Source organism: Streptococcus oralis, assembly GCF_023109005.1.
GTDB classification, from domain to species: domain Bacteria; phylum Bacillota; class Bacilli; order Lactobacillales; family Streptococcaceae; genus Streptococcus; species Streptococcus oralis_BU.
In genome coordinates, this window is the sequence record NZ_JALDTU010000003.1 from 147,112 (window position 1) to 169,873 (window position 22,762).

A 22,762-nucleotide genomic window follows, 5' to 3' on the forward strand; every position below is an offset into this window, starting at 1 on the left:
GAAGATGAGAATATTTGTTTTAGAAGATGATTTTTCCCAACAAGCTAGGATTGAAACGGCGATTGAGAAACTTTTGAAAGAACATCAGATCATTCCCAGCTCTTTTGAAGTTTTTGGCAAGCCAGACCAACTGCTGGCAGAGGTGCATGAGAAGGGAGCACATCAGCTATTCTTTTTGGATATTGAGATTCGAAATGAAGAGATGAAAGGTCTGGAAGTGGCAAGAAAGATTCGGGATAGAGATTCTTATGCCCTGATCGTCTTTGTGACGACTCACTCGGAGTTTATGCCTCTGTCCTTTCGCTACCAAGTGTCTGCTTTGGACTATATTGATAAGGCCTTGTCGGCAGAGGAGTTTGAGTCTCGTATCGAGACAGCTCTTCTCTATGCCGATAGTCAAGACAGCAAAAGCCTGGCGGAAGATTGCTTTTACTTTAAATCAAAATTTGCTCAATTCCAGTATCCTTTTAAAGAGGTTTACTATCTCGAAACGTCCCCAAGACCCCATCGTGTTATTCTCTATACCAAGACGGATAGGCTGGAATTTACGGCGAGTCTAGAGGAGGTTCTCAAGCAGGAGCCTCGTCTCTTGCAGTGTCATCGTTCTTTTCTCATCAATCCAGCCAATGTAGTGCATTTGGATAAGAAAGAAAAACTGCTTTTCTTTGCCAATGGTGGAAGTTGTCTAATCGCGCGTTATAAGGTCAGGGAAGTGTCTGAGGCTATCAATAACTTACACTGAGCTAGGAGAATTTATGAATATTGCTTGGATATTATTGTATACACTTATTACTAATGGGCTAGAAATTGTCATTTTCTTTAAGGTGGATGGAATTAATCTTACTTTCGAGAGGATTTTTAAGGCTTTTCTTTTTAAGATACTGTTGGCCTTTGTTTTTGTAATGATTAGCTATATAGTAGGAAATACTTACCTATCTTATTTTATGGAACCCTTGTACGGCATAGGCTTGTCTTTCTTATTGTTAAGAGGGCTTCCTAAAAAACTCCTTTTCTTTTATGGTCTCTTTCCAATGATATTGGTGAATCTCTTTTATAGGGGAGTCTCCTATTTTGTGCTTCCATTTTTGGGACAAGGGCAAGTATATGATGACTACTCATTTACTGGGTTATGTATAATAATTTTCAATTTCTTCATTTCTCTAGTATTTTTTAAATGGTTAGACTATGATTTTACTAGTTTGAGAAGGGAGATTCTAGATAAAGATTTTCAAAAGTCCCTGATTAAGATTAACTGGATAATGGGGGCCTACTATCTAGTCATGGAAAGTCTGTCTTTTTTTGAATATGAACAAAGTATTCAATCAACGACTGTTCGCCATCTGATTCTGGTGTTTTACTTGCTCTTTTTTATGGGGGTTGTCAAGAAATTGGATACCTACTTGAAGGAAAAACTTCAGGAAAAACTGAACCAAGAGCAGACCTTGCGCTATAGAGACATGGAGAGGTATAGTCTGCATATAGAGGAGCTTTATAAGGAAGTTCGGAGCTTTCGTCATGATTACACCAACCTCTTGACCAGCTTACGCCTAGGTATTGAAGAGGAGGATATGGGGCAGATAAAAGAGGTCTATGACTCCGTCTTGAAGGATTCCAGTAAAAAATTGCAGGATAATAAATATGACCTGGGCCGATTGGTGAATATTCGTGACCGTTCCCTCAAAAGTCTCCTCGCAGGAAAATTTCTAAAAGCCAGAGAAAAGGATATTGTCTTTAATATCGAAGTTCCTGAGGAGATTCAAGTTGAGGGGATGAGTCTGCTTGATTTTTTAACCATCGTATCTATCCTTTGTGACAATGCTATTGAAGCTAGTGCAGAGGTCAGTCAACCTCACGTTTCAATTGCCTTTTTTAAAAATGGGGCACAGGAGACCTTTATCATTGAAAACTCCATCAAAGAAGAGGACATAGATATTTCTGAAATCTTCTCTTTTGGAGCAAGTTCTAAAGGGGAGGAGAGAGGAGTTGGCCTTTATACCGTGATGAAAATTGTGGAAAGTTATCCCAATGTCAGTCTCAATACCACCTGTCAAGATCAAGTCTTTCGTCAGGTACTTACTATGATACATACAGAATGATGAAAAATAAGACCGAGAGTGCTTGTTTCTCGGTCTTATTTTTTTATAGTTGTATTGGCTGATGAAGTCCTTGTGCGATGTAATGAGCATATCTATTAATGTTATATAATAAATCTTCCCACAACCCTCCACCTGTAATCTGGTTGAGTTCAGTAGCTGTTAGTTCCTGGAATGAAGTTAGGTTTTGATTCTTATCCATGTTATGATTCTCCTGTTTTATAAGATAATAAATAGTTATAGAGTGTTATCTGAAAATTAATCAGAATGTGTTAAAATTTTATCTTTGAAATAATCAAAATATGTTTTCTTTGCAGTTACACTAGTGACGCGACCTTGTAAGCCATATTGGATGAGCTTACTATCCTCATTAGATAGTTTTGCAAGAGCGGTTAATTTAAAGAGATTTCCTTGCTCTGTTCTGGTAGGAGTTTGATCAATGCTCTGAAGTTGGCCAATGATGGTAATACCGTGATTTCCAATCTTCTCAAGTTTTAATCTTACAGTTTGTCCTTTATCTAGTAAGGGGAGATAGTCAGATGATAAGTAGTAAGTGATTAGTACTTCTCTTGTATCTGTGATGACAGGGAATATTTGAGCAATTTCTGTACCAGTCGGAATTCTATTTTTACCTTCAAATTCGCTGTTCAGATGAATGATACCTTTACTTGGAGCGGTTAAGGTATTATTTTCCAAGCGCTGTGTCGCTTGATCTAGTTGTACTTTTAATTCTGTTAATTGATTATCCACAGCTAGTTGTTGCTGAGAAGTTGTCTGTAAAAACTGAGTGCGGAGTACTTCAATTTTAGTTTCTAAACTATTATCATAAGTTGCTACACTTCCAATACCAGCTTGCTGAATTTTGAGACTTGCGATAGATGATTCAAGATTTGCAATACTTTGATTGATTTGAGATAAAAATGGCTCATCTGCAGTTTCTTGTGTTTGTTCTTGAGAGGCTATAAGATAACGATTCAAAATTGACTGGTGTGGGTTGCCAGTCGGTAAGCGTGCTCTTTTGTTTATGATAGCATCTCTCAGCTCCTGGTATTCTCCAATTTGTTGTTGAACTTTTGTGATTTCTTGTTCAATAGCTGATGAACTGCTATTGGCAAGATTGGCTTGATTTGAAACTTCAGTGTTAGTCTTTGAGATACCTAGTTCAATATCATGAGCCTGTTTAGTAAAATTCATAAAGGTATTATGGTAGCCAAACTCATCCTCATCAGAAAAAAGATCAGTCGCTTTTTCTAAGCTTTGTTTCAAAATTCCAAGTCCTTCTTTTTGCTTCTCAAGTCTTTGTAACTGAGTTTCTAAGGCAGTTTTCTGACTTTCTTCCATTGTTTCAGAGTATTTGATGAGTAAGTCACCTTTTTCAACTACTTGATTTGCCACTAAATGATTAGCTAAGATAGTATTATCACTAGTTGACTGAATGGATGCAATGACACTTGTAGGGGTAATTTCTCCTTGTGACGTAACGGTAATTTCTTTTGTAGCAACAAGGGAGAAAATCACGATGAAAGTAAACAGTAATGAAAGTGGTATGATCAATACTGTCGCATAATTATGGTAACGTCTCTGATAAAACTCGACGCTTCTAAAAAGATTAGGATTCATAACATTCTCCTTATTTGTTGAATAGATGATGGTAGAAGCCTTGCGCCTGTATTAACTCTTGATGACTACCAACTTCAATGATTTTCCCTTGGTCAAGAACAATGACACGGTTAGTCCGTTCGGCTATACTTAGACGATGGGCTACAAAGAGAATGGTTTTATCAGTTAGGGACATAAGATTATCTATAACCTTTTTCTCAGTCAAAACATCGAGAGCACTAGTAGCTTCATCTAGTATTAAAACAGGAGATTTAGTTAAAAGAGCACGAGCGAGAGCAATTCGTTGCTTCTGTCCTCCTGACAGACCTGCTCCATCAGAAAGTTGAGTTTGATAACCCATAGGCATTCTTTCAATATCTTGACGGATTTCAGCTAATTCGCAAGCTTTTAGAATATCTTCTTGGCTAATCATATTATTACCGCCCAAGGTTAAGTTTTCCAAGATAGAGCCATTAAAGATATAGGCTTGTTGGGGCAGGTAATTAATATGACGTCGCAAGATTTTTTTATCAATATTTTTAATATCCTGATGATTGATGGTAATCTGTCCTTTGTAAGGGTCAAAGAAGTTGACAATCATTTTGGCTAGAGTTGTTTTACCAGAACCACTAACTCCAACTAGGCTAACCTTATCACCTTCTTTAATCGTTAGATTAATATCCGTTAAGGTATCTCGTCCAAAACCATACTTATAAGAAAGATCATCAAATTCAATATCGCCCATCAAAAAATTTGAATGAACAGGATTTTTTTGAACTTGAAATTCAGATTCGACTAAATAGACCTCGTTCAAGCGGTTATTAGCAACCTTCGCAGATTGGAGTTTAGTTTGTAGGTTGATAATATTTTCCATAGGAGTTGTAAAGTAAGAAAGAAGTGTATTAAAGGTAATCAGCTGACCGATAGAAATCTTACTCGACATGACTAATTGAGCACCAAGCCATAGGATAAAGATATTAAGAACTAACTTTGTTCCTTGCTTTAAATTAGTTTGTAAAATAGAATATTTAGTAAGTTTAAAGGATTTTTCCAAATAATCGACAAATTCACTGTCTATATTTTGATAGCGATTTTCTTCACTCGTGAGCGACTTTATAGTTTCAATCCCGTTGATATCTTCGATAATGGCAGAACTAACCATAGAATTACTTTGCATGACATCATGGTTCATTTTTTCAAAAGGCTTCATAAAAGAAAAGATGATGAACATGTATATAGGAACGGAAATAAGAGAAAGAAGAAAGAGGTTAGGATTTTGTGCCAGTAAGACACTCCCTACAAGGATCAGAATGGAAACATCAAGAAAAAGAGAGAGAATGGTAGAAGCTAAGGCATCTATAATAGAGTTAGCATCTGTGAAGCGTGAAATGATTTCCCCTGTACGACGTGTCGCAAAGAAAGACATAGGAAGTTCAAAGATATGGCGAATATAGGCCAAAATTACATCAATGCTTAATCTCTGACTCAGAACAGTTAGGAGATAATCTCTGGAGAAGCTCATGGCTTGTTGGAGGATATAGGTGATAATTAGACTAATTGAGATAATTCCTAAAGTTGATTTCATCTGATTTGGAATGTACTCATCCAAGATTCCTTGGAGATAATAAGAACCACCGATATTGATAATAGTGACTAATAAGCTTGAGAGAACAATGTAAGCAATGAGAGATTTTTGTTTGAAAATCAGAGGGAGGAAGCTCAGTAGACCATTCTTTTTATCTTTATGGGGTTGATAGCTGGGTTTGGGAGCTAGAAAAATAGCTACTCCAGTCCATTCAGAGAAAAAGCGTTCTTTTGACATTTTGGTGATTTTTACAGAAGGATCAGGATCACCAATAATCAGATAGTCTTTCCTTGTTTGATAGACAACATAGTAATGTTGGAGTTTCCCTTCTTTGTTAACGTGAACGATAAATGGATAGGGGACATCGCTCATATCAAAGAGCGTTTTATCTGCTTGAACAGGCCTTGTTTCAAAGCCCATTTCATCAGCGGCTTTTACAATGCCAAGAGCAGTCGTCCCTTCTTTGTTGGTCTTTGCAAGTTCTCTCAAGTGAGCTAGAGAAAAATCTGAACCATAGAATTTGGCAATCGAGGCTAAGGCAGCGACACCACAGTCTCTAGCATCTATTTGAGGAACAAATGTACGTTTATAAGAAGTCATTGGCAAATCCTTTCATATAAAATATGAATTTATTATACCATGATACTAAGTTCATATTTTATAAAATCTTGAATTGTCATTGAAACTTCCTGAATGGTAAAAAAGTGATTAGAAACTATCTTTCTTTAAAAATCTATAGGTGTGATTTGAAATAAAAAGTTAATTCAAGACGTTTCAATGACAATTCAAGATTTGGATGAAAAAAATTAATAAACAGCGATATACTAAACTTGTCAAGGTTGCAACGAGACAAAAATTAAAAATAAAAAAGGAGTATTTGTCATGGATACAAAAATGATGTCACAATTTTCTGTTATGGATAATGAAATGCTTGCTTGCGTTGAAGGTGGAGATATTGATTGGGGAAGAACAATTAGTTGTGCAGCAGGGATTGCGTATGGAGCAATTGATGGGTATGCAACAACTTATGGTTCGACATTTCTATTGGGGCCATATGCTATAGGAACAGGTGCAATTGGTGCTGTACTAGGTGGGATTGGTGGTGCACTAACCTGTTAGTATAGGAAAGGAGATAGCAATGAAAAAAATATTTGCAACAAAACGCAATGTATTCTTAGTGAGGGTGTTGTTCGGACAGATACCTTTGGTTGTTTCTACCTATCTATTTCTATCTCGTCAGTTTTTAAATTTTTCCGTGGTTTTCCAATTTCTTTTAGTGGTTATTAACTTGGCTTCTATTTTGGTTACTGTTTATCTCACTAGGAAAATGAGAGTGAGAGAGTTTGAAGATGATGATTTGGTTAGTCCTAGAACCAATCAACTCATGTTCATTGGTTTGACAGGCTTTATGTGTATTATTTGTCTGTATAGAGGTATCACAGCAGCAGAATCCTACCAACAAATAATCGCCTATATTGGCGCCGTTCTCTGCTTAATCATCATGCTTCTGCTCATTTGGGGATTGAAGTATTATAAAAAGTAGAAGCTAATGAAGTATAAAAGGGTAAGTGTTTTTGAAATACTTACCCTTTTATAATGAAAATTTTGCAATTCAAGATGTTTCGATGACAATTCAAGATTTGGATGAAAAATTTTAAAAAACAATAATATACTAAACTTGTCAAAGTTGCAACAAGACAAAAATTAAAAATAAAAAAGGAGTATTTGTCATGAATCTAAAAATGATGGAACAATTTGAAGTAATGGATGAAGTAATGCTATCCAATATTGAAGGTGGAGTTTCATGCTTTGAAGGTGTAGTTGGTATAGGAAGTCTTGGTGCTGCAGCAGGACCTTGGGGAGCACTTGGGGGAGTGCTAGTAGGATATGCAAGTTTTTGCATGTAATAATTTTTAGCTAAAACAAAATTTTAAGGAATTATAATTATGACATTTGATATTTTAGAAAAATTTGATACAGTTGATACGAGCGAACTAACTATCATTAATGGTGGTTTAGATGCTGCACGATGTATTATTGGTACACTTGGTTCTACTATTTTGGGTGGTGCTGGTTTTGGACCTGGTGGAGCTATTGTAGGATTTCTTGGGGGAACTGGAGCTTTTTGCTACGATACAGTTAGTTGAGGTATAAATGAAGCGTTATTTTATATTTGCAATTAGTTTTATAATGACGACTATGGTCCTAAACATTTTATTCGGATCAAATACTATTATTCATAAATTTATTGCTGTATTAGGTATTATGATGTATTACAGAGGTGTTTTTAGAGAGTATAAAAGATGTTAAAATCATTTCAAATTAGTTTAATTTCATAATCTTAATTTAACTAATTTGTACAATATAATAATCAAAGAGGCTGGGAAAAGTCTTTAAAATCAGAAAAACGCATATTATCAGGCATTGAACAACCTTGATATTATGCGTTTTATTGTAGTGAGATTCGCATTATTTTTCCTAAAAATGAGTTTTTGACTAGCCTAATTATTTGGGTACGACGAGCAGGTCAAGTATCTCATCTGAGGTGTAAGTTCTCCGTGAGCACCTGCTACTGGTGGGCTAAACAGTTACTTGTAAGCAGGATAATCATGAGGTAGTAGGAAGAGGAAGGGATAGTAGATGAGGGATTTCTGAATTCTAAAGTTCAAATAGGTCGATAGTAATGAGGAAAGAGGTACAACTTATATATTGAGGTGAGATTCTGATGATAGCTGAAAGCATAGTAACAACTAATCATGAGAAGTCAGTCAATCCTATAGTAGTCAGGATGATTCTATAATGGAAGTGGAGCGAAAGGGTACACAATTGAAAGTAGAATTGTCTGTTTTTATTATTTATTTGGTAGGATGGAAGTATGAAAATATAAATGGTGGCTACTGTTCATAAAATATAGGACATACGAATAGAACGCTTATGTAGCCTGAGAGAGGAGGTAGTTAAAGAAATCTTTGTAACAAATAAATATGATTGTGTTAATCATTATTTTGAAAGCAAATGATGTTTCTATTCTGCAGAGCGAAAAATATCATAATTGGTACTTTTACAATTAAATATATTCGCTCTGTTGTAAAATGAAGTGCAACACAAAAGACATGTTCATCTGATATACTAGAGTTGCGAAAAACAGTATAAAGGGAGAAGAACATGTCCACAAACTATTCTACCACAAATCAATCATACAAGTACTTATCTGAAGCTGAGCGAGGAGAAATTGAAGCTTATTTAAGCGTAGAACTCAAACCTGTTTAATAAATGTCATGCCGTGTTTGTTGGATTTTTAGTCTTTATAATAGTTACTACAGTAGGTTACACCATCAATCAAGGAGATTTTTTTCAAAACGAGCACATATTTATTATCGCAAAGACTTTCTTGATTTCACTGAGTGTTGCCTATGCGAAATGGTTTGATATGGTTTCGCTAAGAAGATTAACGAAAAAAGAAGTTCTACTTTTTATTGGAAGCTTTCTTCTTTGCGTGCTAGTAAATATAGGTTATTATAATTTTTTTACAGTTTCTTCTGGTGCAGGATATCAACACCTTGAGGCTTCTAGTACAGGAATTTCCTTATCCTTTATTGCAAGCGCGACAGTTTTTGGGCCTATTCTGGAGGAATTTGTTTTCAGAGGAATCCTTCAAGGTGCGGTTTTTGAAAATTCTTGGTTGGGTCTTGTACTGATTGCCTCTCTCTTCTCTTTCCTGCATGCACCTTATGATTTTCCTTCGTTTATTTATTATCTATTTGGAGGTTTCATGCTGGGCTTTGCTTATAAAAAGAGTCAAAATCTATCGGTGGCTATTTTAGTTCATATCTGTTATAACTGTTTATCATTCTTGTAGTATATGTAAGTAACCAATATGACATAATATTGGACAAAAAATCTTAAAAAATAGGGAAATGGATACTATTACTGTTTAGATTAACAATATTAAATGATGTCACAATTTGAGATTATGGATACCGAAATTTTTGCGAAAGTTGAAGGAGGTTTCGGAGGTTGGGAAGAGGTAACTTTTCAAAAAATTATATGGTTTGGTTGGATAATCATGTGCGCATTCTAATGGTGGCTCTTAATACTTTTCTTGCAACTAATATCAAGTTTAGTCTGATTGGAACAGTTGTAGGAGGATTCGCTGGTTATGGGAAATATGTTCTTGGTTGTCCAGGTGATTATCTAGATATCACCAATCATAGAGTTGTTTCTTCCAAAACACTTCACAAAAGTTATCAAATTTTAGAAAATGATTAGATATCATTTAATTGTAATGGAGTTTAGGTATGGAAAAAATATTTGCAACAAAACGCAAAGTATTCTTAGTGAGATTGTTCCTAGGTCAGGTGCCCTTACTTGTCTCTACTTATCTATTTCTATCTCGTCAGTTTTTAAATTTTTCCTTGGTTTTCCAATTTCTTTTAGCGATTATTAACTTGGATTCTATTTTGGTTACTGTTTATCTCACTAGGGAAATGAGGATAAGAGAGTTTGAAGATGATGATCTGGTTAGTCCTAGAATCAATCAACTTATGTTCATCGGCTTGACAGGCTTTATGTGTATTATTTGTTTGTACAGAGGTATCACAGCAACAGAATCCTATCAGCAATTAATTGTCTACATTGGCGCTATTCTCTGCTTGATTATCATGCTTCTGCTCATTTGGGGATTGAAGTATTATAAAAAGTAGAAGCTAATGAAGTATAAAAGGGTAAGTGTTTTTGAAATACTTACCCTTTTATAATGAAAATTTTGCAATTCAAGATGTTTCGATGACCATTTAAGATTTATATGAATTTGTAATCTTAAATAAGGTAAGATAAAGACAACAAATGTAAAGGAGTATTCTTATGAAGAAACAAAAGATAAAATCGCTATTACTTGTACCACTTGTATTTGCATCTATTACTACAGGTGCTGTATATGCAGAAGAACAGACTACTTCATCTATCCAGGCGAATGATAGTTCTCTTGTGGCACCAGATTTGCCATCGACTAAGGAAAAGGTGGAGAATAAACCTTCTATTGTAACCCCAGAAGAGTATGAGCAGAATGTTGAGAACTTTAAAAAGATAGATATTGAAGCCGTTCGTCAATCTTTTACCGAGGACCAATTGGAACATACTATATATTTTGGTAGAAAAACATGCTCTCATTGTCGTCAATTTTCTCCTGAATTGAAAGAATTTAATAACCTGATTGAAAAGAAGTTAGAGTATTATGATTTGGATGGTAAAGATTTTGACGGGGAAGCGAGAGAGTTTCTATTTAAAAAAGTCGGTATTCCAGGAACACCAACAATTTTGTATTTAAGAAATGGACATCCGATATCTGGATGGGTTGGTGGCGGAGCGACTGCACAACAGGTTTATGATTATATGTACTCGAGAAACTCACCTAAGCAAACGGAAACAATAGCATCGTCCGAGGAAACAGTAACTGAAAATGTGCATGATGAGAAAACCAGAAATGACAGCATGAGTACTAGTGATAAAGTTGTAAGTGAAAGCAAAGGTATGAGTGATGAAAAAAGAACCGAAATGAAAATATCCAATGATAATCCCAATTCTAATAGTGAAAATAGCGGGAAAGTGGAGAGTATAAACTCAACTTCCAAAGCTAAAACTACTCAATCTGGCGATTTAGCAATGTTAGACAATAAGAATCAATTGGAAACTCTCAAACCTATTTTTGATGCTGCTCAAGAAAATAAAACTCCTTTAACCGATGTTAAGGGAAGCCAATCTATTACTTCGAATGAAAAATTATTACCGAAAACAGGAGAGGAAGAAAGTTACCAACTGATTCGGCTAGCTGTCGCGTTTCTTATGACTTCTATAATGATTAAAGTGAAACAAAAAATTCATAAATAAAAATAGATGGTAAACAGGTGCAATGATATTATTTGTTTGTAATAACATATGGCTAGAATTTGCCTATAGACAAGAGTGAAAGGGCAAGCATGTTTTTAATGCTTGCTTTTTAAATTTTTTAACAATTCAAGGCGTTTCGATGGCAATTCAAGATTTGGATGAAAAAATATAATATACAGTGATATACTAAACTTGTCAAAGTTGCAACAGGACAAAAAATTAAAAATAAAAAAAGGAGTATTTGTCATGAATACAAAAATGATGGAACAATTTGAGATTGTGGATACTGAAATGCTGGCTTGTATAGAGGGTGGGGATGTATCTGGTATTTATAGAGGGTATGCTTATCAGGACAGTCCATTTGGTTCTTACCCTTCTATATTAAAAAATTCAGGTCCTTTCCCAGTAAGTGGGTCATGCCCGCGTGGTTATCGTGACCTTGGTTATATAGGAGCAGGTTTTCATTTATGTGGAATATAGGCTAAAATATAAGAAATGAGGAAGAATTTCTATGAAAAAGTATCAGCTTCTATTCAAAACAAGTGCAATTTTATCCTACCTATTTTTCGTATTTGGTCTTTCTCAGCTGACGCTTATCGTCCAAAACTATTGGCAATTTTCTTCTCAGATAGGCAATTTATTCTGGATTCAAAATATCTTGAGTTTACTTTTTATTGGAGTCATGATTGTGGTTCTTGTCAAGACAGGCCATGGTTATCTCTTTCGCATTCCAAGAAAAAAATGGCTTTGGTATTCGATTTTGACAGTATTAGTGGTAGTGTTCCAGATCTCTTTTAACGTTCAGACAGCTAAACATGTTCAGTCAACTGCGGAAGGTTGGGCTGTATTGATTGGTTATAGTGGGACTAACTTTGCAGAGCTAGGTATTTATATAGCCCTGTTCTTTCTGGTTCCACTGATGGAAGAGTTAATCTATAGAGGATTACTGCAACACGCTTTCTTTAAGCATTCGCGATTTGGTCTTGATTTGCTTCTTCCTTCTATTTTATTTGCTCTCCCTCATTTTTCAAGCCTGCCTAGTCTGTTAGATATCTTCGTCTTTGCAACAGTTGGAATCATCTTTGCTGGTTTGACCCGCTATACCAAGAGCATTTATCCATCCTATGCGGTGCATGTTATCAATAATATCGTAGCGACATTACCATTTTTGCTCACTTTTCTACATAGGGTCTTGGGGTGAAAAAACCAAAAGGTTTACTTTTCAACCATAGAGGAGTTCATCATGTATAAACACTTGTTTTTTCTAGATTCCAAAACCTTAGACTGGTTGACACCCTATATTCTGGTCTTGGCTTCTGACACCATTACCTTTAATGTTTTTGTGTTAACCTTTGTATCTGCGGCGGTCTTTAATTTCCTAAATCCCATGCTAGCTTTTATAGTTATATTTTTGGGGGCTGGCTATGTTGTCGGATTTTGGTTACTAAAATGGTTTGTTTTGGAAAGACTAGAGCTCAAGGATGACTTGTAGGGAAGTTTGTTTGTTGAGGAGGATAGCTTTATGGCCATTTTCAATAAGTGCCACGCCTTGTTTTTGGATTTTTAGTATTTGCAATCCTTGGTGCAGCGGGTTATTCCATCAATCAAGGAGATTATTTTCAACACCAGTACACATTCATTGCTGTAAAGAGTCTCTTGCTTTTCCTTAGTTTTGGCTATGCGAAATGGTTTGATATGATTTCTTTTGGGATTTTAAGCAAGAAACAACTCTTGCTCTTTATTGGAATCTTTTTTCTCACTATGCTGGTAAATATAGGCTATCATGCTTTTTTCTCAGTTGCTTCTGGTGCCTCGGCTCAACACCTTGAGGAAACGAGTAAAGGACTTTCGCTTTCCTTTATTGTCAGTGCCACAGTTTTGGCACCTATCCAGGAGGAATTTATGTTTAGAGGAATTCTTCAAGGTGCGGTTTTTGAAAATTCTTGGCTAGGGCTTGTGCTGACTTCCTCTCTCTTTTCTTTTATGCATGGACCTTATGATGTGCCTTCGTTTTTCTATCATCTACTTGGGGGCTTGTTGCTGGGCTTTGCTTATAAAAAGAGCCAAAATTTATGGGTTTCTACTCTAGTCCATATGTTTTACAACAGTTTGCCACTTTTAACTTATTTCTAAAAATCATGAAAAGGTAAGCAGAAGACGGTGCTTGCCTTCTTTAAGCTATAATGATAGCTTGAGCCAATTGAGATGCTTTTCTTTGAGAATCAGGTGTGGAGCGGTTGACGAATAGACTAAAAACTAGTAGAATAGTAAGGAAACTTTATACGGAGGAAAGAAATGGACTTGGGTGATAATGAGCTAACGCTGACCCCTATCCCTGGGAAGAGTGGCAAAGCTTATATGGGAAGCTACCCTGATGGGAAGCGCGTCTTTGTAAAAATGAACACCTCTCCAATCCTACCTGGCTTAGCCAGAGAACAAATCGCTCCTCAATTACTATGGACTCGTCGTTTGCCAGATGGCAGTGATATGTGTGCCCAGGAATGGTTGACGGGCAAAATATTGACCCCTTACGACATGAATCGCAAGCAGATTATCAATATCTTGAACCGCCTTCACCGCTCGCGTCCCTTGATGAAGCAGTTGAGCCGTTTGGGATATACCATGGAAAAACCAGTTGATTTATTGCGTTCTTGGCAACAAGAAGTACCAGAAATCTTGAAGCAGAATCACTATTTGAACAGTGTGATTGCTGAACTAGGTAAGACGGTTCCAGGCTTTAGGGAAGAGCATGCAACGATTGTGCATGGAGACCTTCGCCATAGTAATTGGATCGAGACAGAGAGTGGGCTTGTTTATCTAGTGGATTGGGATTCGGTTCGCCTGACGGATCGTATGTTTGATGTGGCACATTTGCTATGCCACTACATTCCAGATCATCAGTGGCGCCAATGGTTGAGAGACTATGGCTATAAGTACAATCAGACAGTGTTAGATAAATTGTACTGGTATGGTCAGTATTCTTACTTGAACCAGATTGCCAAATACTGTGAAAATCAAGATTTAGACAATGTAAACCGGGAGATTTATGCCTTGCGTGTCTTCCGTGACAAGTATGGAAAGAAAAGATGAGAGTAAGAAATCGTAAAGGGGCGACAGAGTTACTAGAGGCTAATCCCCAGTATGTTGTCCTCAATCCCTTGGAAGCTAAAGGGAAATGGCGAGACTTGTTTGGAAATGATCATCCGATTCATGTTGAGGTTGGAAGTGGGAAAGGGGCCTTCGTATCAGGAATGGCCAAACAAAACCCTGACATCAACTACATCGGGATTGACATTCAAAAGTCGGTATTGAGTTATGCCTTGGACAAGGTATTAGAAGTTGGAGTGCCCAACATCAAGTTGCTGTGGGTAGATGGTTCGGATTTGACTGACTACTTTGAAGACGGTGAGATTGATCGTCTCTACCTAAACTTTTCAGATCCTTGGCCTAAAAAACGCCATGAAAAACGTCGTCTGACCTACAAGAGTTTCTTGGATACCTTCAAGCGCATCTTGCCTGAGAATGGGGAAATCCATTTCAAGACAGATAACCGTGGCTTGTTTGAGTACAGTCTAGTGAGCTTTTCTCAGTATGGGATGAAACTCAATGGTGTTTGGCTGGACTTGCATGCCAGTGATTTTGAAGGCAATGTCATGACGGAGTATGAGCAAAAATTCTCCAGCAAAGGTCAAGTGATCTACCGAGTTGAGGCAGAATTTTAAGAAATAGCTTGAAAACCAGCTGTTTGAGTGCTTATGCTTTACATAAATTGACAAACGTGCTATACTGATAGTAAGAATATGAGAAAGAGAGGCGGGGAAATATCTTCGCCTCTTGCTTATGAGGAGGTGGACGCAATCGCAACAATCGTAGAATTAGTCAGAGAAGTTGTAGAACCTGTCATCCAAGCGCCTTTCGAGCTCGTGGATATCGAGTATGGAAAGATTGGCAGTGACATGATTCTCAGTATTTTTGTAGATAAACCCGAAGGAATTACCTTGAACGACACGGCAGACCTGACAGAAATCATCAGTCCTGTTCTTGATACTATCAAGCCTGATCCCTTCCCAGAACAATATTTCCTAGAAATCACCAGTCCAGGCTTGGAACGTCCTTTAAAAACTAAGGATGCTGTCGCTGGAGCTGTTGGGAAATACATTCATGTCGGGCTCTACCAAGCTATCGATAAGCAAAAAGTCTTTGAAGGGACCTTAGTATCCTTTGAAGAGGATGAGTTGACTATGGAGTATATGGACAAGACACGTAAGAAAATCGTTCAAATTCCATACAGTTTAGTATCAAAAGCACGTTTAGCAGTAAAACTATAGAAAAGAAAGGATAGCTTTTGAGGATTCAAAAGCAAAAAGAACATGAGTAAAGAAATGCTAGAGGCCTTCCGCATTTTGGAAGAAGACAAGGGAATCAAAAAAGAAGACATCATCGACGCAGTTGTAGAGTCGCTTCGTTCCGCTTATCGCAGACGCTATGGTCAATCTGATAGCGTAGCCATCGACTTCAACGAAAAAACAGGTGACTTTACCGTTTATACTGTCCGTGAAGTTGTTGATGAAGTATTTGATAGCCGTTTGGAAATCAGCTTGAAAGATGCCCTTGCCATTAATTCAGCCTATGAGCTTGGTGACAAAATCAAGTTTGAAGAAGCACCAGCTGAGTTTGGTCGTGTAGCAGCCCAATCTGCTAAACAAACCATTATGGAAAAAATGCGCAAGCAAACACGTGCCATCACATATAATACTTACAAAGAACATGAACAAGAAATCATGTCTGGTACAGTAGAACGCTTTGACAATCGCTTTATTTATGTCAATCTTGGCAGCATCGAAGCTCAATTGTCAAAACAAGACCAAATCCCTGGAGAAGTTTTTGCTTCCCACGACCGTATCGAAGTCTACGTTTACAAGGTTGAAGACAACCCTCGTGGTGTCAACGTCTTTGTCAGTCGTAGCCATCCAGAAATGATCAAACGCTTGATGGAGCAAGAAATTCCAGAAGTTTACGATGGAACTGTCGAAATCATGAGCGTAGCCCGCGAAGCTGGTGACCGTACTAAGGTTGCTGTTCGTAGCCACAATCCAAATGTGGACGCTATCGGGACAATCGTTGGGCGTGGTGGTGCCAATATCAAGAAAATCACCAGCAAATTCCACCCAGCTCGTTATGATGCTAAGAGCGACCGTATGATTCCTGTTGAAGAAAACATTGACGTTATCGAGTGGGTAGCGGATCCAGCTGAGTTTATCTACAATGCCATCGCACCTGCAGAGGTTGACCAAGTTATCTTTGATGAAAATGACAGCAAACGTGCCTTGGTCGTTGTACCTGATAACAAGCTTTCTCTTGCTATCGGTCGTCGTGGACAAAACGTTCGCTTGGCAGCTCACTTGACAGGTTACCGTATCGATATCAAGTCTGCCAGTGAGTTTGAAGCTATGGAAGAAGCAGGTCAAGTGGATTACGCAACTGCGGACGAATTGATCGAAGAATAAAAGCTGCTAGAGGAGGGAAAGATGAAAACAAGAAAAATCCCTTTGCGCAAGTCTGTTGTGTCCAACGAAGTGATTGACAAGCGTGATTTGCTCCGCATTGTCAAGAACAAAGAAGGACAGGTCTTTATCGATCCAACAGGCAAGGCCAATGGTCGAGGCGCTTATATCAAGCTAGACAATGCAGAAGCCTTAGAGGCAAAAAAGAAGAAAGTCTTTAACCGTAGCTTTAACATAGAAGTGGAAGAAAGCTTTTATGACGAGTTGATCGCCTATGTGGATCACAAAGTAAAAAGAAGAGAGTTAGGACTTGAATAAGCAAAAGATAAGCAATCTCTTGGGACTTGCTCAGCGAGCAGGCCGGATCATATCAGGTGAGGAATTGGTGGTCAAGGCTATCCAAGACCAGAAAGCCAAGCTAGTCTTTCTAGCACAGGATGCTGGTCCCAATCTGACCAAGAAAATTCAAGATAAAAGTGACTATTATCAAGTAGAAGTTATAACCGTGTTTTCAACACTGGAATTAAGCATAGCAGTCGGAAAATCAAGAAAGGTTTTGGCTGTGACAGATGCTGGATTTACAAAGAAAATGAGGTCTCTTATGGAATAGAAGAGGAGGACATGATTTGTCTAAGAAAAGATTGTACGAAATCGCAAAAGAACTTGGAAAAGAAAGTAAAGAAGTTGTAGCGCGTGCAAAAGAGTTGGGCTTGGATGTGAAAAGCCACTCATCGAGCGTGGAAGCTGCTGCTGCTGAGCAAATCGCAGCTAGCTTTAAACCTGCACCTGCTCCTAAGGCAGAAGTAAAACCTGCGACACCAAAAGCAAGTGTAGAAAAGAAAGCTGAAAAGCCTGCATCATCTAAACCAGCTGCCGCAAAGGAAGAAAGCAAATCAGCTACACCTGCAGCTCCTAAGGAAGAAAAAGTAGTGGCCGCAAGACCACAGAGTCGAAACTTCAAGGCGGAGCGTGAGGCGCGTGCCAAAGAGCAGGCAGAGCGACGCAAACAAAACAAGGGCAACAACCGTGACCAACAACAAAACGGCAACCGTCAGAAAAATGACGGCCGTAATGGTGGTAAACCTGGTCAAGGGAACCGCGACAACCGCCGTTTTAACGACCAAGGGAAAAAACCACAAGGTCAAGGGAATCGTGGCAATAATCGCCGTCAGCAACAAGACTTCCAGCCAAAACCAGCTGGACCACGTGTTGACTTTAAAGCCCGTGCAGCAGCCCTAAAAGCAGAGCAAAATGCAGAGTACGCACGCTCAAGCGAGGAGCGCTTCAAACAATCGCAAGCTGCCAAAGAAGCCTTGGCTCAAGCTAATAAACGCAAGGAGCCAGAGGAAATCTTTGAAGAAGCTGCTAAGCTAGCTGAACAAACGCAGCCAGCCGTAACAGTAGCTCCTGTAGTTAAAGAAGCGCCAGTGGATACACGTCGTAAAAAACAAGCTCGACCAGACAAAGAACGTGACGATTATGATCACGAAGAAGATGGTCCTAGAAAACAACAAAAGAATCGAAGTAGTCAAAATCAAGTGAGAAATCAAAGAAATAGTAACTGGAATAACAATAAGAAGAACAAAAAAGGCAATAATAAGAACAATCGTAATCAGACTCCAAAACCTGTTACAGAGCGTAAGTTCCATGAATTGCCAACAGAATTCGAATATACAGATGGTATGACTGTTGCGGAAATCGCAAAACGTATCAAACGTGAACCAGCTGAAATCGTTAAGAAGCTTTTCATGATGGGAATTATGGCCACACAAAACCAATCCTTGGATGGAGAAACCATTGAACTCCTCATGGTGGATTACGGTATCGAAGCCAAACAAAAGGTTGAAGTGGATAATGCCGACATCGAACGTTTCTTCGTCGAAGATGGTTACCTCAATGAAGATGAATTGGTTGAGCGTCCACCAGTTGTAACCATCATGGGACACGTTGACCATGGTAAGACAACCCTTTTGGATACCCTTCGTAATTCTCGTGTTGCGACAGGTGAAGCAGGAGGTATCACTCAGCATATCGGTGCCTACCAAATTGTGGAAAATGGCAAGAAGATTACCTTCCTTGATACACCAGGACACGCAGCCTTTACATCTATGCGTGCGCGTGGTGCCTCTGTTACCGACATTACCATCTTGGTTGTAGCGGCAGACGACGGGGTTATGCCTCAAACTATCGAAGCCATCAACCACTCAAAAGCGGCCAACGTTCCAATCATCGTAGCTATCAACAAGATTGATAAACCAGGTGCCAACCCGGAACGCGTTATCGGTGAATTGGCAGAGCATGGTGTTATGTCAACAGCTTGGGGTGGAGATTCTGAATTTGTTGAAATCTCAGCAAAATTCAACCAAAATATCGATGAACTCTTGGAAACAGTCCTTCTTGTAGCTGAAATCCAAGAACTCAAAGCAGACCCAACAGTGCGTGCGATCGGTACGGTTATCGAAGCGCGCTTGGATAAAGGAAAAGGTGCGGTCGCAACCCTTCTTGTCCAACAAGGTACCTTGAATGTCCAAGATCCAATCGTTGTCGGAAATACTTTCGGACGTGTCCGTGCTATGACCAACGACCTCGGACGTCGTGTTAAGGTAGCAGGACCATCAACGCCGGTTTCTATCACGGGTTTGAACGAAGCGCCAATGGCGGGTGACCATTTTGCTGTTTACGAAGATGAAAAATCTGCGCGTGCAGCAGGTGAAGAACGTGCAAAACGTGCTCTTATGAAGCAACGTCAAGTGACACAACGTGTCAGCCTTGAAAACCTCTTTGATACGCTTAAAGCAGGTGAGCTCAAGTCTGTTAACGTCATCATCAAGGCCGACGTACAAGGTTCGGTTGAAGCCCTTTCTGCCTCGCTTCAAAAGATCGATGTAGAAGGTGTCAAAGTTACCATCGTTCACTCAGCGGTCGGTGCCATCAACGAATCTGATGTGACTCTTGCGGAAGCTTCAAATGCCTTTATCATCGGTTTCAATGTGCGCCCTACACCACAAGCTCGTCAACAAGCAGAAGAAGATGATGTAGAAATCCGTCTCCACAGCATTATCTACAAGGTTATCGAAGAGATGGAAGAAGCCATGAAAGGAATGCTTGATCCAGAATTCGAAGAAAAAGTTATCGGTGAAGCAATCATCCGTGAAACCTTCAAGGTATCTAAAGTGGGAACCATCGGTGGATTCATGGTTACGAGTGGTAAAGTTACTCGTGACTCTAAAGTTCGTGTTATCCGTGACGGCGTCGTTATCTATGATGGCGAACTCGCAAGCTTGAAACATTACAAAGACGACGTGAAAGAAGTAACTAACGGTCGTGAAGGTGGATTGATGATCGACGGCTACAATGATATCAAGATGGATGATGTGATTGAGGCATACGTCATGGAAGAAATCAAGAGATAAGATTTTTGCTCCTTTCTTAGGTGGTGAGGGACGCAAGCAAACCGATGGTTTCATTGCTTATTTTTGAGCCTAGGGTCTCAAAAATCCCCTGTGATAGATCTGCTTTAGCAGTTCCATCACTTTCACCACAGCGAAAGAAGCAGGTGGTTTCAAATTGAACTTCGTTTCAATTTGAAATGAAAATCAATAAGTTTAAAAATAGCTAGGTCTGCTGGCCTAGCTTTTGGTTCAAAGTAGAGAAAGGAATATCATGGCAAATCATTTCCGTACGGATCGTGTGGGCATGGAAATCAAGCGTGAAGTCAATGAGATTTTGCAAAAGAAAGTCCGTGATCCGCGTGTCCAAGGTGTGACCATCACAGATGTTCAGATGCTGGGGGATTTGTCTGTTGCCAAGGTTTACTACACCATTTTGAGTAACCTTGCTTCGGATAACCAAAAAGCTCAAATCGGGCTTGAAAAAGCAACTGGTACGATCAAACGTGAACTTGGTCGCAATTTGAAATTGTACAAAATCCCAGATTTAACCTTTGTCAAGGATGAGTCCATTGAATATGGAAACAAGATTGACGAGATGCTACGCAATCTGGATAAGAATTAAGAAAGAGGGGATGCCCCTCTTTTTTGGTGGAAAAATGGCAATAAAAAATACTGGGGAAATCTCTCTAGAGTTAAAAAATTGTTAAAAGGCTTTATAAAACTCAGCTTGTATTATAGTATAGAAATTGGAAAGAGTGAGATGAAATGATTTCTTATCAATAACTAGCTAGTCTGCTATAGCAATCAGCTAGAAACTGTAGCTAGACGAGGGAAGGTAATATGGGACTCATAAAAATTCTAGCCAAGACTTACGGGAATTACTTTTTTGTGATGCAAAGCGTCAAAGTTCTGAAAAACATGAAAAAAGATGACAATGCTCTAGTAGGTTTCGGGAAAGTACTGCTTGCTGACATGCTGATGGATGTAGCCCAGTGGCTCGCAAAACCAGAGGATAAGGAATAACTTGAAATGAAAGAAACTAGCAGGAACTCTGCTGCTAGTTTTTTAATCTCTTCCTATATGGTATAATATAAGCAGCAAAATCATTTTAGAACATACAATGGAGGTCGTCATGGACAATATCATCGATGTGTCAATTCCCGTTGCAGAAGTGGTGGACAAGCATCCAGAAGTCTTGGAAATCCTAGTAGAGCTCGGTTTTAAACCACTTGCTAATCCCTTGATGCGCAACACAGTCGGTCGCAAGGTATCGCTTAAGCAGGGCTCTAAACTTGAAGGAACTCCTATGGATAAGATTGTCCGCACGCTGGAAGCGAACGGCTATGAAGTGATTGGATTAGACTAATGGCAGATGAACGGATTCATATCCTACGGGATATTTTATTAGAATTGCACAATGGCGCCTCTCCTGAGTCGGTTCAGGAGCGTTTTGATGCTACCTTTACAGGTGTTTCAGCCATCGAGATTTCTCTCATGGAGCACGAGCTGATGAACTCAGATTCAGGAGTCACCTTTGAAGATGTCATGGAGCTCTGTGATGTCCATGCTAATCTTTTTAAAAATGCTGTTAAGGGTGTTGAAGTGGAGGATACCGAGCATCCTGGCCACCCCGTTCGCATCTTCAAGGATGAAAATCTGGCCCTCCGTGCTGCCTTGATTCGCATTCGGAGATTGTTAGATACCTATGAGACTATAGAAGACGAGGAAATGCTGGCAGAGATGCGCAAGGGTTTGGTCCGTCAAATGGGGCTTTTGGGACAATTTGACATCCACTATCAGCGCAAGGAAGAGCTCTTCTTTCCTATCATGGAGCGCTATGGACACGATTCACCTCCCAAAGTCATGTGGGGAGTGGATGACCAGATCAGGGAACTCTTTCAAACAGCTCTAACGACAGCCAAGTCACTACCAGAAGTGTCGATTAGCAGTGTAAAAGAAGATTTTGAAGCTTTTGCGACAGAGTTTGAAAGTATGATTTTCAAGGAAGAGTCCATCCTTCTCATGGTTCTCCTTGAGTCCTTTACTCAGGATGACTGGCTTCAGATTGCGGAGGAGAGCGATGCCTACGGCTATGCCATCGTCCGTCCGTCTGAGAAATGGGTTCCAGAACGCCAGAGTTTCCTTGAGGAAAAGAGTGCAGAGGAACCTGTTCAACTAGACACGGCTGAAGGTAAAGTGCAGCAAGTTATCGATACGCCAGAAGGCCAGTTTACCATTACCTTTACCCCTAAGGAAAAGGAAGCAGTGCTGGACCGCCATAGTCAACAGGCTTTTGGGAATGGCTATCTCTCAGTTGAGCAGGCCAACCTCATCCTCAATCACCTCCCTATGGAGATCACCTTTGTCAATAAAGACGATATTTTCCAGTATTACAATGACAATGCGCCAGCTGATGAGATGATTTTCAAACGGACGCCGTCCCAAGTCGGGCGCAATGTTGAACTTTGCCATCCGCCTAAATACCTAGAAAAGGTGAAGGCTGTTATGAAAGGTCTTCGTGAAGGGGTCAAGGACAAGTATGAAATGTGGTTCAAGTCTGAGTCGCGAGGTAAGTTTGTCCACATCACCTACGCTGCAGTACACGATGAGAATGGGGAATTTCAAGGCGTGCTAGAGTATGTTCAGGATATTCAGCCCTACCGTGAGATTGATACGGACTACTTCCGTGGATTAGAATAAGGA

Annotated in this window: 27 protein-coding genes and 1 pseudogene; 25 read left to right on the forward strand and 3 right to left on the reverse strand. The window is 39.1% G+C overall.

All coding sequences use genetic code 11. The features are described from left to right. The first annotated feature begins 4 nt into the window (after window positions 1-4). Both M1F56_RS04605 and M1F56_RS04610 read left to right on the forward strand, forming a co-directional pair. The gene (locus M1F56_RS04605; protein ID WP_247917007.1) at window positions 5-742 is read left to right on the forward strand and encodes a response regulator transcription factor; all 738 of its coding nucleotides are present in this window, start codon (window positions 5-7) and stop codon (window positions 740-742) included. Between the two features lie 13 nt (window positions 743-755). After that, window positions 756-2,096 carry a sensor histidine kinase gene (locus M1F56_RS04610; RefSeq protein WP_247917008.1) on the forward strand — a complete coding sequence of 447 codons (1,341 nt, stop codon included), beginning with the start codon at window positions 756-758 and terminating at the stop codon, window positions 2,094-2,096. Between the two features lie 43 nt (window positions 2,097-2,139). Here the strand turns inward: M1F56_RS04610 and blpC are convergent, their stop codons facing one another. Genes blpC through blpA form a run of 3 tightly spaced genes read right to left on the reverse strand, consistent with a single transcriptional unit; the run spans window position 2,140 to window position 5,877 of the window. Further along, window positions 2,140-2,295 carry a quorum-sensing system pheromone BlpC gene (gene blpC / locus M1F56_RS04615; protein WP_084877481.1) on the reverse strand — a complete coding sequence of 52 codons (156 nt, stop codon included), beginning with the start codon at window positions 2,293-2,295 and terminating at the stop codon, window positions 2,140-2,142. 56 nt (window positions 2,296-2,351) lie between these two features. Continuing rightward, window positions 2,352-3,713 carry a bacteriocin secretion accessory protein gene (locus M1F56_RS04620; RefSeq protein ID WP_247917009.1) on the reverse strand — a complete coding sequence of 454 codons (1,362 nt, stop codon included), beginning with the start codon at window positions 3,711-3,713 and terminating at the stop codon, window positions 2,352-2,354. 10 nt (window positions 3,714-3,723) lie between these two features. After that, complete coding sequence (gene blpA / locus M1F56_RS04625; RefSeq protein WP_247917010.1) at window positions 3,724-5,877, reverse strand: peptide cleavage/export ABC transporter; 2,154 nt, start codon at window positions 5,875-5,877, stop codon at window positions 3,724-3,726. A 282-nt stretch (window positions 5,878-6,159) separates the two neighbouring features. Between blpA and M1F56_RS04630 the strand changes: the two genes are divergently transcribed. The 23 genes and pseudogenes from M1F56_RS04630 to M1F56_RS04745 all read left to right on the forward strand — a co-directional run bounded on the left by M1F56_RS04630 (window position 6,160) and on the right by M1F56_RS04745 (window position 22,759). Further along, entirely contained in the window at window positions 6,160-6,396 is a 237-nt protein-coding gene (locus M1F56_RS04630; protein WP_247917011.1) for a Blp family class II bacteriocin, read from the forward strand. Between the two features lie 19 nt (window positions 6,397-6,415). After that, complete coding sequence (locus M1F56_RS04635) at window positions 6,416-6,820, forward strand: immunity protein (RefSeq protein ID WP_247917012.1); 405 nt, start codon at window positions 6,416-6,418, stop codon at window positions 6,818-6,820. 187 nt (window positions 6,821-7,007) lie between these two features. Beyond that, complete coding sequence (locus M1F56_RS04640) at window positions 7,008-7,184, forward strand: Blp family class II bacteriocin (RefSeq protein ID WP_221161133.1); 177 nt, start codon at window positions 7,008-7,010, stop codon at window positions 7,182-7,184. Window positions 7,185-7,223: 39 nt separating this feature from the next. After that, the gene (locus M1F56_RS04645; protein WP_221161132.1) at window positions 7,224-7,424 is read left to right on the forward strand and encodes a bacteriocin BlpI; all 201 of its coding nucleotides are present in this window, start codon (window positions 7,224-7,226) and stop codon (window positions 7,422-7,424) included. Between the two features lie 1,136 nt (window positions 7,425-8,560). Then, a complete protein-coding gene (locus M1F56_RS04655) occupies window positions 8,561-9,136 on the forward strand; it encodes a CPBP family intramembrane glutamic endopeptidase (RefSeq protein WP_247917013.1) in 576 nt (191 codons plus the stop codon). A gap of 188 nt (window positions 9,137-9,324) precedes the next feature. Continuing rightward, window positions 9,325-9,546: a role in replication gene (locus M1F56_RS04660; protein ID WP_247917039.1), complete on the forward strand. Its 222-nt coding sequence runs from the start codon at window positions 9,325-9,327 to the stop codon at window positions 9,544-9,546. 29 nt (window positions 9,547-9,575) lie between these two features. Beyond that, a complete protein-coding gene (locus tag M1F56_RS04665; RefSeq protein WP_247917014.1) occupies window positions 9,576-9,980 on the forward strand; it encodes an immunity protein in 405 nt (134 codons plus the stop codon). Between the two features lie 160 nt (window positions 9,981-10,140). Then, window positions 10,141-11,163 carry a thioredoxin domain-containing protein gene (locus M1F56_RS04670; RefSeq protein WP_247917015.1) on the forward strand — a complete coding sequence of 341 codons (1,023 nt, stop codon included), beginning with the start codon at window positions 10,141-10,143 and terminating at the stop codon, window positions 11,161-11,163. Between the two features lie 246 nt (window positions 11,164-11,409). Further along, window positions 11,410-11,643 (forward strand): ComC/BlpC family peptide pheromone/bacteriocin, encoded by a 234-nt coding sequence (locus M1F56_RS04675; protein ID WP_247917040.1) that lies wholly within the window; start codon window positions 11,410-11,412, stop codon window positions 11,641-11,643. A 31-nt stretch (window positions 11,644-11,674) separates the two neighbouring features. Next, entirely contained in the window at window positions 11,675-12,364 is a 690-nt protein-coding gene (locus M1F56_RS04680) for a CPBP family intramembrane glutamic endopeptidase (protein ID WP_247917016.1), read from the forward strand. A gap of 42 nt (window positions 12,365-12,406) precedes the next feature. Next, the gene (gene blpZ / locus M1F56_RS04685; RefSeq protein ID WP_247917017.1) at window positions 12,407-12,655 is read left to right on the forward strand and encodes an immunity protein BlpZ; all 249 of its coding nucleotides are present in this window, start codon (window positions 12,407-12,409) and stop codon (window positions 12,653-12,655) included. 30 nt (window positions 12,656-12,685) lie between these two features. Further along, a pseudogene (locus tag M1F56_RS04690) lies at window positions 12,686-13,296 on the forward strand (CPBP family intramembrane glutamic endopeptidase). 162 nt (window positions 13,297-13,458) lie between these two features. Then, a complete protein-coding gene (gene ccrZ / locus M1F56_RS04695) occupies window positions 13,459-14,253 on the forward strand; it encodes a cell cycle regulator CcrZ (protein ID WP_000363022.1) in 795 nt (264 codons plus the stop codon). Continuing rightward, a complete protein-coding gene (gene trmB, locus M1F56_RS04700; protein WP_001266088.1) occupies window positions 14,250-14,885 on the forward strand; it encodes a tRNA (guanosine(46)-N7)-methyltransferase TrmB in 636 nt (211 codons plus the stop codon). The genes ccrZ and trmB overlap by 4 nt, the downstream gene beginning before the upstream one ends. Window positions 14,886-15,011: 126 nt before the next feature. Beyond that, entirely contained in the window at window positions 15,012-15,491 is a 480-nt protein-coding gene (gene rimP / locus M1F56_RS04705; protein ID WP_080976145.1) for a ribosome maturation factor RimP, read from the forward strand. Window positions 15,492-15,533: 42 nt separating this feature from the next. Continuing rightward, the gene (nusA, locus tag M1F56_RS04710) at window positions 15,534-16,670 is read left to right on the forward strand and encodes a transcription termination factor NusA (RefSeq protein WP_071851829.1); all 1,137 of its coding nucleotides are present in this window, start codon (window positions 15,534-15,536) and stop codon (window positions 16,668-16,670) included. Between the two features lie 21 nt (window positions 16,671-16,691). Then, window positions 16,692-16,985, forward strand: coding sequence for an RNase P modulator RnpM (gene rnpM / locus M1F56_RS04715; RefSeq protein ID WP_247917018.1), 294 nt, complete (start codon window positions 16,692-16,694; stop codon window positions 16,983-16,985). Then, complete coding sequence (locus tag M1F56_RS04720) at window positions 16,978-17,277, forward strand: YlxQ-related RNA-binding protein (protein ID WP_001041399.1); 300 nt, start codon at window positions 16,978-16,980, stop codon at window positions 17,275-17,277. The genes rnpM and M1F56_RS04720 overlap by 8 nt, the downstream gene beginning before the upstream one ends. Before the next feature lie 16 nt (window positions 17,278-17,293). Further along, a complete protein-coding gene (infB, locus tag M1F56_RS04725) occupies window positions 17,294-20,080 on the forward strand; it encodes a translation initiation factor IF-2 (protein ID WP_247917019.1) in 2,787 nt (928 codons plus the stop codon). Between the two features lie 250 nt (window positions 20,081-20,330). After that, window positions 20,331-20,681 (forward strand): 30S ribosome-binding factor RbfA, encoded by a 351-nt coding sequence (rbfA, locus tag M1F56_RS04730; protein WP_001273601.1) that lies wholly within the window; start codon window positions 20,331-20,333, stop codon window positions 20,679-20,681. A 218-nt stretch (window positions 20,682-20,899) separates the two neighbouring features. Continuing rightward, the gene (locus M1F56_RS04735) at window positions 20,900-21,082 is read left to right on the forward strand and encodes a hypothetical protein (RefSeq protein WP_247917020.1); all 183 of its coding nucleotides are present in this window, start codon (window positions 20,900-20,902) and stop codon (window positions 21,080-21,082) included. Window positions 21,083-21,191: 109 nt separating this feature from the next. After that, window positions 21,192-21,425, forward strand: coding sequence for a DUF1858 domain-containing protein (locus M1F56_RS04740; RefSeq protein WP_000368739.1), 234 nt, complete (start codon window positions 21,192-21,194; stop codon window positions 21,423-21,425). Then, window positions 21,425-22,759 (forward strand): DUF438 domain-containing protein, encoded by a 1,335-nt coding sequence (locus M1F56_RS04745; RefSeq protein WP_247917021.1) that lies wholly within the window; start codon window positions 21,425-21,427, stop codon window positions 22,757-22,759. Before M1F56_RS04740 ends, M1F56_RS04745 begins: the two co-directional genes overlap by 1 nt. Window positions 22,760-22,762 lie beyond the last annotated feature (3 nt).